Origin of the sequence: Mariniflexile litorale, from assembly GCF_031128465.2 — a bacterium.
Classification (GTDB): domain Bacteria; phylum Bacteroidota; class Bacteroidia; order Flavobacteriales; family Flavobacteriaceae; genus Mariniflexile; species Mariniflexile litorale.
Genome location: NZ_CP155618.1, coordinates 2,532,501 through 2,547,619 on the forward strand (window position 1 = coordinate 2,532,501; position 15,119 = coordinate 2,547,619).

Below are 15,119 nucleotides of genomic sequence, written 5' to 3' on the forward strand. Positions count from 1 at the left end.
AGTTAGTAGTGGTAGACGCGAAACCGTGTGATCTACCCATGGGCAGGTTGAAGCTGTAGTAACATACAGTGGAGGACCGAACCGGTTGACGTTGAAAAGTCTTCGGATGACCTGTGGGTAGGGGTGAAAGGCCAATCAAACTCGGAAATAGCTCGTACTCCCCGAAATGCATTTAGGTGCAGCGTTGATTTATAGTTTTATAGAGGTAGAGCTACTGATTGGATGCGGGGGCTTCACCGCCTACCAATTCCTGACAAACTCCGAATGCTATAAAATGTTAATCAGCAGTGAGGGCATGGGTGCTAAGGTCCATGTCCGAGAGGGAAAGAACCCAGACCATCAGCTAAGGTCCCAAAATATATGTTAAGTTGAAATAACGAGGTTGAACTGCTTAGACAGCTAGGATGTTGGCTTGGAAGCAGCCATTCATTTAAAGAGTGCGTAACAGCTCACTAGTCGAGCGGTTCGGCATGGATAATAATCGGGCATAAACATATTACCGAAGCTATGGACTTATATTTATATAAGTGGTAGGGGAGCATTGTAGTGTCGTCGAAGGTGTGATGTGAGTCATGCTGGAGAAGCTACAAAAGAAAATGTAGGCATAAGTAACGATAATGCGGGCGAGAAACCCGCACACCGAAAGACTAAGGTTTCCTCAGCTATGCTAATCAGCTGAGGGTTAGTCGGGACCTAACGCGAACCCGAAAGGGGTAGTGGATGGACAACAGGTTAATATTCCTGTACCTGCTCACAATAAAAGTGACGGAGGCGTAAATTTGGTGCGAACTGACGGAATAGTTCGTTGAAGCGAGTAGTAATACCGCGATAGTACACTGAGACTTCGGTCAAGGTGATAATCCAGAAAAGCGACTTCCAAGAAAAGCAAGTGAAGCAGCCCGTACCCTAAACCGACACAGGTAGTTGGGATGAGAATTCTAAGGTGCTCGAGAGATTCATGGCTAAGGAATTAGGCAAAATAGACTCGTAACTTCGGGAGAAGAGTCGCCACCCTTCGGGGTGGCCGCAGTGAAAAGGTCCAGGCGACTGTTTATCAAAAACACAGGGCTATGCTAAATTGAAAAATGATGTATATGGCCTGACACCTGCCCGGTGCTGGAAGGTTAAGTGGAGGGCTTAGGGGTAACCCGAAGGTCTTAAATGAAGCCCCAGTAAACGGCGGCCGTAACTATAACGGTCCTAAGGTAGCGAAATTCCTTGTCGGGTAAGTTCCGACCTGCACGAATGGTGCAACGATCTGGACACTGTCTCAGCCATGAGCTCGGTGAAATTGTAGTATCGGTGAAGATGCCGATTACCCGCTGTGGGACGAAAAGACCCCGTGCACCTTTACTATAGCTTAGTATTGGTTTTGGATAAGTAATGTGTAGGATAGGTGGGAGACTTTGAAGTGGCGTCGCTAGGCGTTGTGGAGTCATTGTTGAAATACCACCCTTTGCTTATCTAGAGTCTAACCCTTGAACAAAGGGGACAGTGCTTGGTGGGTAGTTTGACTGGGGTGGTCGCCTCCAAAAGAGTAACGGAGGCTTCTAAAGGTACCCTCAGCACGCTTGGTAACCGTGCGTAGAGTGCAATGGCATAAGGGTGCTTGACTGAGAGACCTACAAGTCGATCAGGTTGGAAACAAGAGCATAGTGATCCGGTGGTTCCGCATGGAAGGGCCATCGCTCAAAGGATAAAAGGTACGCCGGGGATAACAGGCTGATCTCCCCCAAGAGCTCATATCGACGGGGGGGTTTGGCACCTCGATGTCGGCTCGTCACATCCTGGGGCTGGAGAAGGTCCCAAGGGTTGGGCTGTTCGCCCATTAAAGTGGCACGCGAGCTGGGTTCAGAACGTCGTGAGACAGTTCGGTCTCTATCTACAGTGGGCGTTAGAAATTTGAGTGGATCTGACTCTAGTACGAGAGGACCGAGTTGGACTAACCTCTGGTGTATCTGTTGTTCCGCCAGGAGCATTGCAGAGTAGCTACGTTGGGAAGGGATAAGCGCTGAAAGCATATAAGCGCGAAACCCACCACAAGATGAGATTTCTTTAAAGGGTCGTGGAAGATTACCACGTTGATAGGCTATAGGTGTAAAGGCAGTAATGTCATAGCCGAGTAGTACTAATAACCCATAGGCTTATTGTACGCCTGTTTTTTTACTAAGTTCAATACAATTATTATAGTATTCATGTATGATGGTATAAATTACCCTTTTTTCAATATGTTAAGATATTTGTTTTGATTTTTAATCAAAACGCTGTAAGTAATAAGGTTAAACTTATTACAACAGCTATAACTTAAGGTGGTTATAGCGACGGGGCTCACCTCTTACCATTCCGAACAGAGAAGTTAAGCCCGTTAGCGCCGATGGTACTGCATTGTGGGAGAGTAGGTCGTTGCCTTTTTGGAAACCCCTTCATTGAAAAATGAAGGGGTTTTTTTGTGTTTTATTTTTAACTAAATTAGGATCAAGCTCATTTTTTGGGGACTAAGTTATTTATGCGTATAATTTAGTTAGTCTGAACAGGAAAAATTTCACATCTCTTACGCCTCTGAATTGCGATCTAAACTCTTTTATTTTGGCGTTGAATGATTCCGCCGAAGCATTAGTGCTTCTATTATTAAAATAGTTCAAGATAGAATTATGGTGTATTTGTAATGATTTAGATATTGTATTAAATGATTTAAATCCAGATTTCTGAACATTTTCATACCAATGTGCCAGTTTTAATCTTGCAACATCTTTATTGGTATTGGTTTGGTAAATGTTGCTAAGTTGTTGTGCTAAGTTATAGCATTTTTCTATTGATGGATACCGTTTGAATAATAGTTCAGCCCTTGTAATTTGTGATGGAGTCCATTTGGTTTTGTGTTTAAACAATAAATATCTACTCCTAGCCAAAAGCTGTCTTTTGGTATCCCCATTGCTAAGTATTTCTGGCGAGTAAACCATGTCTTTCTTTTTTGACTTCCCGATAAGCCTGTTTTCTTGTTCAAGAACCTCCCAACGCAATCGAATACGTTCTTCTTGAACAGCTTCCGTGGCTAACTTTTGCACATGGAACCTATCGGTTACAATTTCTGCTTTAGGGAAACACTTTTTGATGATTAAGTTCATGTTTGCAGCCATGTCCACTGTAACCTCTTTAACCATATTACGTCTTGAGCCGTCTATCATTTTGATTACTTTTATCACATCTTCTGCCTTGGTTCCTTTAACTAAGGCTACAATAGCTCCTTTTTTACCATGAGCATCTTTATTGGTTAAGATGGTATAGAGTTCTCCGTTTGAAAGAGAGGTTTCATCTAAACTTAAATATTTGCCTAAGTTTTTTCCAAAAAACAACCATTCGCTTGCATGGGTTTTCTGTTTCCACTCATTAAAATCGCTAAGATGGTTTTTGTAAATAAACTGAAGACGCTTACCATTGGTTTTGTAATACTCCCCAAATCTACTGGCACTTACCGCGTTAGTATCTAGAGATATCTTTTAAAAAAGCAGCAAACTCTGATGTCATACGAGTTCCCTGCGCTACTAAATTCCAATCCCTTTTTATGATCTGATGACTCTCTAAAAGTGTCCAACGACGCCGTTTGATATGAAGTAAAACCGTTTTCCCTCGCAAAGGGAAATCTTCTACAGTAATTTCAGGTATGAATCCCTTAGATTTAGCAGGGAGCTGTTCGTATTCGACAGGTAGGATATTTTTTTCTTATAAGTAAAAGTGAATTTTATCAGATTCAGATTTACTGGAAACTACATCAAAATATTCTAAGATTCCTTCGGGTAGTAAATATTGGGCTAAATTTAAATGCAAAAGCTCTTTTGATTGTAAATTTAAAAAAATATATATAATTGTCCCCAAGTTTTATTCTTGAGCCGTCTTGATCCCGGATCATGACCAAAAGTTGTGTGTGAATTACCTATAGTTTTCGGATTTTTGCAAAAAAAAGATTTTGGACCATTATCTAGAACTACTCAAACTTATTTTACCTGAATTTCTAATCAACCATTTTGATCTTGTAAAGCATACTAAAAATGGCGAAGTCATGCATCTTTACTTTGAAGAACAAAATGCAACACCTAAAGAAGAATCTAAACGCACATTAATTGCGCATGGTTTTCATAAAGAAGTAACCATCCAAGATTTTCCTTTACGAGGCAATACAGTTTACCTGCATGTTAAGCGTCGCAGATGGTTAGACAAGACCACCAAACAAGTCGTGCAGAGAGATTGGAACTTAGTAGCACAGGGAACTCGTATGACATCAGAGTTCGCTGCTTTTTTAAAAGAAATTAATCAATACTAGAGCTTCAGATTGTCATACCATAGGACATTTTTATGGCGTTGATGGTAAAAAACTACAACGTCAGTATAAAGATTATTTAAGTGATTTTAAAGACTGGAATCAGAAGAAACATGCAAAACAATATCTCATCTTTCCTGAAAATATAGGAAGCCATTTATCTATTGATGAGACTGCTTTGTCAAAGGGAGAACTCTACACCATCATTACCAACAAAAAAGCCAAAGGTAAAAAAGGAAGTATCGTTGCCATTTTTTCTGGCACTAAAGTAGAACCTATTATAGAACAGCTTCTTAAATTATCAGCAAAGAAAAGAACGAAGGTTAAAGAGATTACACTAGACATGGCTAACTCAATGAAAACTATCGCTAAAAAATGTTTCCCAAAAGCCATACAGGTTACTGATCGGTTTCATGTACAGAAATTAGCCTTGGAAGCACTACAAGATATAAGAATCAAATATAGGTGGGACGCCATAGATCTAGAAAACGAAAACATAAAACTTGCCAGAGCAAATCACAAGACCTATAAACAAGAGGTCTTTGATAATGGAGATACCAGAAAACAACTCTTAGCAAGAAGCAGGTATTTACTCTACAAAGCACCCTCTAATTGGACGGAAAATCAATACCAGAGAAGCAAAATACTCTTCGATCAATATCCTGATATCCAACTAGCATTTAACCTAGTTCAAGGCCTTAGAAATATTTTCAATACAGCAAAATCAGTAGAAACTGCATACACAAAGCTAGCGCATTGGTATAAAGATGTTGAACAATCTGGATTTAGAGCATTCAATACAATAGCAAATACGATAACCCTAAACTATAGATCTATACTTAACTATTTCATCAATCGAAGTACAAATGCTTCTGCTGAATCTTTTAACGCAAAGATAAAAGCCTTTAGAGCCCAGTTTAGAGGTGTCAAAAATATAGAATTTTTCCTTTTTAGATTAACCACTATTTTTGCTTAAACACAACTTTTAGGGATCATGACCAAAAGTTGTGTGTGAATTACCTATAGTTTTCGGATTTTTGCAAAAAAAAGATTTTGGACCATTATCTAGAACTACTCAAACTTATTTTACCTGAATTTCTAATCAACCATTTTGATCTTGTAAAGCATACTAAAAATGGCGAAGTCATGCATCTTTACTTTGAAGAACAAAATGCAACACCTAAAGAAGAATCTAAACGCACATTAATTGCGCATGGTTTTCATAAAGAAGTAACCATCCAAGATTTTCCTTTACGAGGCAATACAGTTTACCTGCATGTTAAGCGTCGCAGATGGTTAGACAAGACCACCAAACAAGTCGTGCAGAGAGATTGGAACTTAGTAGCACAGGGAACTCGTATGACATCAGAGTTCGCTGCTTTTTTAAAAGAAATTAATCAATACTAGAGCTTCAGATTGTCATACCATAGGACATTTTTATGGCGTTGATGGTAAAAAACTACAACGTCAGTATAAAGATTATTTAAGTGATTTTAAAGACTGGAATCAGAAGAAACATGCAAAACAATATCTCATCTTTCCTGAAAATATAGGAAGCCATTTATCTATTGATGAGACTGCTTTGTCAAAGGGAGAACTCTACACCATCATTACCAACAAAAAAGCCAAAGGTAAAAAAGGAAGTATCGTTGCCATTTTTTCTGGCACTAAAGTAGAACCTATTATAGAACAGCTTCTTAAATTATCAGCAAAGAAAAGAACGAAGGTTAAAGAGATTACACTAGACATGGCTAACTCAATGAAAACTATCGCTAAAAAATGTTTCCCAAAAGCCATACAGGTTACTGATCGGTTTCATGTACAGAAATTAGCCTTGGAAGCACTACAAGATATAAGAATCAAATATAGGTGGGACGCCATAGATCTAGAAAACGAAAACATAAAACTTGCCAGAGCAAATCACAAGACCTATAAACAAGAGGTCTTTGATAATGGAGATACCAGAAAACAACTCTTAGCAAGAAGCAGGTATTTACTCTACAAAGCACCCTCTAATTGGACGGAAAATCAATACCAGAGAAGCAAAATACTCTTCGATCAATATCCTGATATCCAACTAGCATTTAACCTAGTTCAAGGCCTTAGAAATATTTTCAATACAGCAAAATCAGTAGAAACTGCATACACAAAGCTAGCGCATTGGTATAAAGATGTTGAACAATCTGGATTTAGAGCATTCAATACAATAGCAAATACGATAACCCTAAACTATAGATCTATACTTAACTATTTCATCAATCGAAGTACAAATGCTTCTGCTGAATCTTTTAACGCAAAGATAAAAGCCTTTAGAGCCCAGTTTAGAGGTGTCAAAAATATAGAATTTTTCCTTTTTAGATTAACCACTATTTTTGCTTAAACACAACTTTTAGCCTTGATCCACTTTTAGCCTTGATCCTTGATCCCAACTTAGGCTAATACAATTTCTTAAAAACAAAAAATCCCAAAACAATTAAGTTTCAGGATTTTTTCGTGGTACCTCCAGGAATCGAACCAGGGACACAAGGATTTTCAGTCCTTTGCTCTACCAACTGAGCTAAGGTACCTCGCCTTAGCGGTTGCAAATATATATTGATTTTTAGTATTCAGCAAGAGAAATTTATAAAAAATGTACACTATTTTATTTTTTTTTAAGTTTGGCTATGCATGTATTTTATAATCAATATAATAAGTTAAATAAGAATTGTTATTATTTCTCATTTTGTAAATTTGAACTTTAATAAAAATATGAATTTAATAATAGACGTAGGGAACTCATTTGTAAAACTGGCTGTTTTTGATGGCGACCATATAAAACACAAAGAAGTAGTCGAGTTAGATTTAATTTTAAATAGTATCAAAGCGGTTAAGTATAAGTTTACTACCGTTAAGAAAGCTATTGTTTCTTCAGTTGGTAAATTAAGCGAAAGTGACCTTGATACTATGAGGGGTTATTTCGAATTAATGATTTTGAACACAGAAACGAAATTGCCATATGCAAACCTTTATAAAACACCAAAAACACTGGGGGTTGATAGAATTGCGCTAGTAAGCGCTTCGGTCAATAAGTACCCCAATACGAATGTACTTATTATTGATGCAGGTACTTGTATTACCTACGATTTTATAAATAATAAAAATGAGTACCTTGGTGGTGCCATTTCTCCTGGTTTACGCATGCGTTACAGGGCATTAAACAACTTAACAGCAAAATTACCCTTATTAGATATAGAATTACCAGACAGTATTATTGGAAATTCAACGGAAACATCTATGCATTCGGGTGTGGTTTATGGTATTTTAAAAGAAATAGATGGTGTTATTATAGAGTACAAAGAAAATTATTCAGATTTAACAGTTATTTTAACAGGAGGTGATAGTAATTTCTTGTCTAAACAATTAAAAAGTAGCATATTTGCGACTTCTAATTTTCTTTTAGAGGGACTGAACTTTATTTTACAATTTAATTCAAACGAATGATTAAAAAACTTGTATTAATTTTTATTGCAGTTTTAGCAATTAATAGTTACGGGCAAGAGGGTATAGCCTCTCCTTATTCTTTTTACGGTATTGGAAGCTTAAAATTTAAAGGGACAGTCGAAAACCGAAGCATGGGCGGTTTAAGTATTTATATGGATAGTGTTCATGTAAATTTAAGAAATCCTGCTGGCTATGCTGGAAAAAACCTTGAAATGCTAGGTGGAGAAAGTAGACCTATAAAGTTTACTGTTGGAACAAGTTATTCCGATGTGAAATGGAAAAGTAACTCAGGAAGTGCAAAAGCGAGCTCTACCACGTTCGATTATTTAGCGATGTCCATACCCATGGGAAAATTTGGTTTTGGCTTCGGCTTATTACCTTATACTGCTGTGGGGTATAAATTAGAATCTTTAGATAATAATTATGACGATGGAAGAATATCTAATAGATTTAATGGTGAGGGTGGATTAAATAGAGCTTTTTTAGGTCTAGGATATCAAATCACCGAAGAATTAAGCGTTGGGATTGATGCTCAGTATAATTTTGGGAATATTCAAAATAGTACTATAGCATTCACTTACGACGATGATGGTAATTTATTACAAGGTCAAACTAGCGAAAATAATAGATCTGATTTAAGTGGGTTAAATGTGAATTTAGGATTGTCATACAAAACGATGATTAATGCGAATCTAGAATTGGTTTCAGGGGTAACATATACTCCAAGAAGTAATTTGTCTTCAATAAATGAAAGGTCATTTACTGTTATGAATAGTCTAGATCCAAGATTAAGTAAAACCATAGAAGTTGATTTAGAGTCTTCAGGACTTTCAGAAACAGATTTAGTATTACCCTCCAAATTTTCAATAGGAGCAGGTATTGGGAAACCAAGAAAATGGTTTGTAGGAGTGGAGACCGAATATCAAAAAACAAGCGATTTTTCAAACGATTTATATACAAGCGCAGCTGTTAAATATGAAAATGCAACTTCATTATCTATAGGTGGATTTTATATTCCTCAATATAATTCTTTCTCAAGTTATTTCAAACGAGCTGTTTATAGAGCTGGTTTACATTTTGAAAACACAGGTTTAAATATAGAAAGTGAATCGATAAACGAGTTTGGCATATCTTTTGGAGTAGGATTACCAGTGGGAAGTTTTTTCTCTAATGTAAACTTAGGTTTTGAGCTAGGTAAGAGAGGAACAACAAACAACAATTTAATTCAAGAGGATTTTGTAAATTTCCAAATAAGTTTATCTTTGAACGATAGATGGTTTCAGAAAAGAAAATATGATTAACCTACTAACATTATTATTATGAAAACAAAAATTAAAATATTATTAATAGCATTATTTATTGGCTCAAATATTGGTTTTGCGCAACAAGATGAAGAATGTATGACAAAGCTTTCTATATTCCATGAATATGTGAAAGCGAAAAACTTTGATGCAGCTTACCAACCTTGGATGGATGTAAGAAATAAATGCCCTAAGTTTAATAATGCCATATATGTTGATGGTGAGAAAATTTTAACTGACAAAATTGAAAAAACTACAGGGGCAGATAAAGTACCTTTTATAAACGATTTAATAAAACTTTGGAAAGAAAGAGGCGAGCATTTTCCTAGCAAAACCCCTAAAGGAGAGTATGGAGCGCAATCTTGCCAATTGATGTATGATAATAGAGCTATATTAAATAAAACAAATGAAGAATTGTATGAATGTTTTGATCTTGTATACAAATTAGATAAAGCAACTTTTACTAACCCTCAAAGTTTATATACTTATTTTTCTTTAATGGTAGATTTATTTGATGCTGGTAAAAAACCTGCTGAAGATTTATTTAATAAATATGATGATATTGTTGAGAAAGTAGAAGAAGAAGTTAAAAACTACTCAGAAAGTCTAAACGTACTTATTGAAAAAGAAGAAGCTGGTACAGAGTTAACAGGCAAAGAGTCTCAATATAAAGCGTATTATGAAAGTTATTTAGCAGCCTATGATCAAATTGAAGCTGGTATTGATGAAAAAATGGGTACCAGAGCAAGTTGTGATATTTTAATTCCTTTATACCAAAAGAATTTTGAAGAAAATAAAGGAAATGCAGTTTGGTTGCAAAGAGCAGCAGGAAAAATGTCTGAAAAAGAATGTACAGACGACCCATTATTCTTTAAGTTAGTAAACGCATTCCATGAGTTAAGTCCATCGGCCAATTCAGCGTACTATTTAGGTATCTTAAAAGATAAAGAAGGTAAATCTAGTCAAGCTATTACTTTTTATAAACAAGCTATAGATTTAGAAACGGATAACTTTAAAAAAGCAAATCTTAATAATAGAATAGCTTTAAAACTTAAATCTAAAGGTAGTTATTCGCAAGCAAGAACGTTTTTTAGAGAAGCTTTAAGATTAAATCCATCAAACGGACGTCCTTATTTATCTATTGCAGCTATGTACGCAGCAAGTGCTAATGATTGTGGCGATACGAATTTTAATAAAAGAGCTGTATACTGGTTAGCAGCAGATGAAGCTCAAAAAGCAGCACGTGTAGATTCTAAATTAGCAAGTGCATCTGCAAATTCTGCAGCCAACTATTTATCTAAAGCACCACAGAAGTCTGAAATTTTTAGTGCTGGTAACTCAGGTGAGACTATTAAAATTGGTTGTTGGATTGGGGCTTCGGTTACAGTACCAAAAATGTAATGAAACAAGAAAATTTATATAAAATATTAAACATAGTCACCATATTTGTGGTGACTATGTTTTTTTCATGTAACGACAGTTTTGAGCAAGTTCAAAAAATAGGTATTTCAGAAAATGAACCCATTGGAATTGCTGAAAATATTAATTTAAAATATACCGATTCAGGTAGGGTTACAGCAAACCTTCTAAGTCCTAAAATGGTAGATTTCACTAATAGAGATTTTCCTTACAACGAATTTCCTGAAGGTATTACTTTAAGTTTGTTTGATGAGCAAAATAAAAAAAGTGTGGTAGTTGCTGATTATGCTATTATTTACGACCAAACAGACCTATTAGACCTACAAGGAAATGTGATCATTACAACTGCGGATAATAGAGTTTTAAAAACTGAACAATTGTATTATGACCAGAAAAAAGAATGGTTGTTTACTAATAAACCAGTAACATTTAAAACAGAAACCGATATTATAAATGGTAATGGTTTCGATTCTAATTCCAAATTCACCAATGCCGAAGTGCTAGAGGTTACCGGTATTATTACTGTAGAAGATTAATTTTATTCAAATTAATTTAAAAATTTACATTCTTCAATTTTAATTACCTTTACATATTAATATAAAATTTACCATGAAGTATTCTAAAATTTTTCAATATGCTTATTTGGTGTTTGCCGCACTGTTTATTTATGATGGTATAGGAAAATGGAATCATGGCACCAATAGTGCTTATGTTTCCTTCGGACTAGCTGCATTAGCTATCTTTATGTATTTCTTTAGAAGAAAGTTTGCTAAGAAATACGATAATACTAATAATTCAAAATAGATGAGTATTGATGTTATCATCATCATTGTATCATTAATACTTTCTGCCTTCTTTTCGGGTATGGAGATTGCTTATATATCTTCAAATAAAATTCATATAGAAATCGAAAAAAAGCAAGAAGGTGTTTTATCAAAAGTTTTAACTAAACTCACCTTAAAACCTTCAAAATTCATTGCAACCATGCTTATTGGTAACAATATAGCTTTAGTTATTTATGGGTTTTTTATGGGCGATTTACTGGTTGATTTGTTTAAATCGATGGTGCCAACATCATACGTTTTTTTAGACTTAATGTTAACAGATTTTAGTCTCTTAACTCAAACCGTCATTTCTACGCTTGTTATTTTAATTACTGCTGAATTTTTTCCTAAAGTATTTTTTCAAATATATGCGAATACTTTAATTAAAGCACTGGCGATTCCTGCTTATGGATTTTATTTGCTGTTTACTTTTATTTCAGATTTTGTTATTTGGATTTCAGATTTTGTTTTGAAGCATATTTTCAAAACAGAAGGCGATCAAATCCAATTAGCATTCACAAAGGTAGAACTGGGTAATTATATAAGTGAGCAAATGGAATCCGTTGAATCGCATGATGAAGTAGATTCCGAAATTCAAATTTTTCAAAATGCTTTAGAATTTTCCGAAGTGAAAGCCCGTGAAGTTATGGTACCACGTACAGAAATAACAGCGATAGAGATTAACGATTCTATAAAATCGCTTAACGCACTATTTACAGAAACAGGTTTTACAAAAATTTTAGTTTATAAAGAAACTATCGACGATATCTTAGGTTACGTGCATTCTTTCGAGTTATTTAAAAGACCTAAAAACATAAAAGCGATGATGCTTCCTGTGGAATTTGTTCCAGAAACTGTACTTGTTAAAGATGTACTTAGTGTGCTTATTAAGAAAAGAAAAAGTATTGCAGTGGTGTTAGATGAATATGGAGGGACTTCAGGAGTTATGACGGTTGAAGATATTGTTGAAGAGCTGTTTGGGGAGATTGAAGATGAACATGATACCGTCGATTTAATTGAAGAAAAACACGATGATGGCATCTATACCTTTTCAGCAAGATTGGAAGTGGATTATCTTAATGAAACCTACAAACTAAACCTTCCAGAAAGTGAAAATTATGAAACCTTAGGTGGTTTAATTGTAAATCATACCGAAGAAATTCCTGCTCAAAATGATGTTGTGAAAATCGATGCTTTTGGTTTTACAATTTTAGAAGTATCTAATACCAAAATAGACTTGGTAGAATTGAAGCTTTTAGACATAGATTAATTGCCGTTTTTATTAGAAATCGTATTTATGTACTTCGTTAAAGAACAAAGTACATAACTGTAAACAAATGCCTAATAACACTTTTATTATTAAAGAGAAAATAGTATTTTCGCCCACGATATTTCGTCAAGTAATAATTGACAACCAACTTAACAACAGATTTTTTAAAAAATAATTTCAAATGGCAGTTTTAAATAAGATAAGACAACGTTCACTATTTTTAATCATCGTAATAGCGTTAGCGTTATTCTCTTTTGTATTAGCAGATTTATTTAAAAGCGGTAGCTCGTTTTCATCAAATTCTCAAAATATTGTTGCAACCGTAAATGGTAAAGACATTACCCGTGAGGACTTTATGCAAAAAGTAGAAGCAGCGCAACGTCAAGCAGGTCCAGATGCATCTAGTTCACAGGTTATTAACCAGGTTTTTGAACAAGAAGTGAGACAAGCCATTATGGAAAATCAGTTTGAAAAACTAGGGATTTCTGTTGAAAAAGACCAAATGAGAGATTTGTTAAAAACAGCATTGGCATCAAGTCCTGAATTTTTAAACGGAGCAGGCTTGTTTGATGAGAATAAATTAAACGAATACATTGCCAATTTAAAAGAAACCTCTGCCGAAGGCTACCAAGGTTGGATTAATTATGAAAAATCTATTGCTGCAAATGCTTTGCAACAAAACTACTTTAACATGGTTAGAGCTGGTTTAACTGCAACGCTTAAAGAAGGTGAATTAGAATACAAATTAGACGGAAATAAAGTTGATATTCAATTTGTTCAAATTCCTTATTCTTCAATTGAAGATGATGAAGTAAAGGTTTCAAGTTCGGATGTTTCAGATTATATAGATAAACATAAAAAACAGTTTGAGGTAAAAGAATCAAGAGATATTAAGTTTGTTCAATTTAATGAAGTCGCATCAACAGAAGACGAAAAAGCTTTAAAAGCAAGTTTAAAAGATCTTTTAATAGATAAAGTAGAGTACAACGATATATCTAAAACCGATGAAACAGTTATTGGTTTTTTAAATACGACTAATAACGAAAGCTTTGTTAACAACAATTCAGATATTAAATTTGATAAGCGTTTTGTTTTTAAATCGACATTACCAACCGGTGTTGCCGATAGCATTTTCAAATTAAATGAAGGTCAAATTTACGGTCCATATAATGATAACGGATACTTTAAAATTTCTAAAGTAATAGCAGTTAAACAAATACCAGATTCTACTAAAGTAAGACATATATTAATTCCTTTTATTGGTTCTCAAAGTGCAGGTCCGGAAGTAACGCAAACAGAAGCACAAGCTAAAATAACTGCCGATAGTTTATTAACGGTTATAAAAGCAGATCGTAGCAAGTTTCCAGAATTGGTAACTGAATACTCGTCAGATCAAGGAAGTGTTCAAAATGAAGGACGTTATGATTGGCACCCTTATAACTCTATGGTTCCAGAATTTAATGATTTTGAGTTTGAAGGTAGTGTAGGAGATTTGGGAGTGGTAAAAACCATTTTCGGTTTTCATATTATAGAAATTGAAGGGCAAAAAGAGAAGAAAAGAGCCTTGCAAATTGGAACTCTAGCTAGAAAAATTGAATCCTCTGAGGCTACCATTGATAGAGTTTTTAGAGATGCTTCTAATTTTGAAATAGCTGTAGAGAAAAAAGATTTTGAAGCAGCAGCGAAAGAGAAAAACTATATGGTACGTCCTGTTAATGGGATGAAAATTTTAGATGAAAATATACCTGGTGTTGGAAATCAAAGACCTATAGTACGTTGGGCTTTTGAAGATGATGCCAAAGTAGGAGATATTAAACGTTTTAATATCACTAATGGATATGTTATTGCACAATTGGTAGCTAAACATGAAGAAGGACTCATGTCTGTTGAAGATGCAAAAGCGACAGTGATACCTATTGTACGTAAAGAAAAGAAAGCTGAATTAATTCGAAAAAGAGTATCGGCGACGTCTTTAGAAGCTTTAGCTAAAGCAGAAAATACTACGGTAAAAACAGCTTCAGATGTGAATATGAAGAACCCAATGATTACGGGTGTAGGAAGAGAACCTTTAGTTGTTGGAGCTGCTTTTGGATTGAAAGAAGGAAAAACCTCTAAACTAATAGAAGGTTCTAATGGTGTTTATATGATTAAAGTAACTAAAATAAAACCAGCTATTAAGTTAGATAGTTATCAAGCAGTAGCGAATAGAGTAGAACAACAAAAATTAAATGTGGTTTCTTCCAAACTTTATAACGCTTTGAAAGAGGTTTCAGATATTGAAGATAACAGAGCTAAAAATCAAATTCAATAATATTCTTTTCAAAAGAAAGAGTTTAAAATTTTAAAAAAGGAGCAAATTTATTTGCTCCTTTTTGTTTTAATAATGTTTTTGCTTGTTAACCGTATTTTTTATCTGAAATCACTTTGTTATAAAATTGACCACCGATTAAAAATAACACTATTTTATTATTAAATTTAGAATCTTAGCTATTTACTAGATCTTTAAAATT

12 protein-coding genes, 1 tRNA gene and 2 rRNA genes (1 of these 15 only partly in view) are annotated in these 15,119 nt (G+C 34.7%); 13 read left to right on the top strand and 2 right to left on the bottom strand.

The genetic code is table 11. The features are described 5' to 3' along the window. Positions 1-2,152: ribosomal RNA gene (locus QLS71_RS10350) — 23S ribosomal RNA — on the top strand (it extends 683 nt beyond the left edge of the window). A gap of 153 nt (positions 2,153-2,305) precedes the next feature. Further along, positions 2,306-2,412: ribosomal RNA gene (gene rrf / locus QLS71_RS10355) — 5S ribosomal RNA — on the top strand. Between the two features lie 92 nt (positions 2,413-2,504). Here the strand turns inward: rrf and QLS71_RS10360 are convergent. Continuing rightward, positions 2,505-3,416: a transposase gene (locus tag QLS71_RS10360; RefSeq protein WP_348636625.1), complete on the bottom strand. Its 912-nt coding sequence runs from the start codon at positions 3,414-3,416 to the stop codon at positions 2,505-2,507. A 548-nt stretch (positions 3,417-3,964) separates the two neighbouring features. Here QLS71_RS10360 and QLS71_RS10365 point away from each other — a divergent pair. The 4 genes from QLS71_RS10365 to QLS71_RS10380 all read left to right on the top strand — a co-directional run bounded on the left by QLS71_RS10365 (position 3,965) and on the right by QLS71_RS10380 (position 6,695). Beyond that, positions 3,965-4,318 carry a transposase family protein gene (locus QLS71_RS10365; protein WP_308991875.1) on the top strand — a complete coding sequence of 118 codons (354 nt, stop codon included), beginning with the start codon at positions 3,965-3,967 and terminating at the stop codon, positions 4,316-4,318. A 19-nt stretch (positions 4,319-4,337) separates the two neighbouring features. Next, positions 4,338-5,291 (top strand): transposase, encoded by a 954-nt coding sequence (locus QLS71_RS10370; protein ID WP_348636626.1) that lies wholly within the window; start codon positions 4,338-4,340, stop codon positions 5,289-5,291. 77 nt (positions 5,292-5,368) lie between these two features. After that, on the top strand, positions 5,369-5,722 hold the full coding sequence (locus QLS71_RS10375; protein ID WP_308991875.1) for a transposase family protein: 354 nt from the start codon (positions 5,369-5,371) through the stop codon (positions 5,720-5,722). A gap of 19 nt (positions 5,723-5,741) precedes the next feature. Next, entirely contained in the window at positions 5,742-6,695 is a 954-nt protein-coding gene (locus QLS71_RS10380) for a transposase (protein ID WP_348636626.1), read from the top strand. Positions 6,696-6,809: 114 nt separating this feature from the next. Here the strand turns inward: QLS71_RS10380 and QLS71_RS10385 are convergent. Beyond that, positions 6,810-6,882: transfer RNA gene (locus tag QLS71_RS10385), tRNA-Phe, on the bottom strand. A 181-nt stretch (positions 6,883-7,063) separates the two neighbouring features. Between QLS71_RS10385 and QLS71_RS10390 the strand changes: the two genes are divergently transcribed. The 7 genes from QLS71_RS10390 to QLS71_RS10420 all read left to right on the top strand — a co-directional run bounded on the left by QLS71_RS10390 (position 7,064) and on the right by QLS71_RS10420 (position 14,920). Continuing rightward, the gene (locus QLS71_RS10390) at positions 7,064-7,795 is read left to right on the top strand and encodes a type III pantothenate kinase (protein ID WP_308992906.1); all 732 of its coding nucleotides are present in this window, start codon (positions 7,064-7,066) and stop codon (positions 7,793-7,795) included. Next, the gene (locus QLS71_RS10395) at positions 7,792-9,096 is read left to right on the top strand and encodes a hypothetical protein (protein ID WP_308992907.1); all 1,305 of its coding nucleotides are present in this window, start codon (positions 7,792-7,794) and stop codon (positions 9,094-9,096) included. Before QLS71_RS10390 ends, QLS71_RS10395 begins: the two co-directional genes overlap by 4 nt. 18 nt (positions 9,097-9,114) lie before the next feature. After that, positions 9,115-10,497, top strand: a complete 1,383-nt coding sequence (locus tag QLS71_RS10400; protein ID WP_308992908.1) for a hypothetical protein — start codon at positions 9,115-9,117, stop codon at positions 10,495-10,497. Then, the gene (gene lptC / locus QLS71_RS10405) at positions 10,497-11,051 is read left to right on the top strand and encodes an LPS export ABC transporter periplasmic protein LptC (RefSeq protein WP_308992909.1); all 555 of its coding nucleotides are present in this window, start codon (positions 10,497-10,499) and stop codon (positions 11,049-11,051) included. Before QLS71_RS10400 ends, lptC begins: the two co-directional genes overlap by 1 nt. 73 nt (positions 11,052-11,124) lie before the next feature. Beyond that, the gene (locus QLS71_RS10410) at positions 11,125-11,319 is read left to right on the top strand and encodes a hypothetical protein (RefSeq protein ID WP_308992910.1); all 195 of its coding nucleotides are present in this window, start codon (positions 11,125-11,127) and stop codon (positions 11,317-11,319) included. Further along, complete coding sequence (locus QLS71_RS10415; RefSeq protein ID WP_308992911.1) at positions 11,320-12,609, top strand: hemolysin family protein; 1,290 nt, start codon at positions 11,320-11,322, stop codon at positions 12,607-12,609. A 181-nt stretch (positions 12,610-12,790) separates the two neighbouring features. Beyond that, on the top strand, positions 12,791-14,920 hold the full coding sequence (locus tag QLS71_RS10420) for a SurA N-terminal domain-containing protein (RefSeq protein ID WP_308992912.1): 2,130 nt from the start codon (positions 12,791-12,793) through the stop codon (positions 14,918-14,920). The last annotated feature ends 199 nt before the right edge of the window (positions 14,921-15,119 follow it).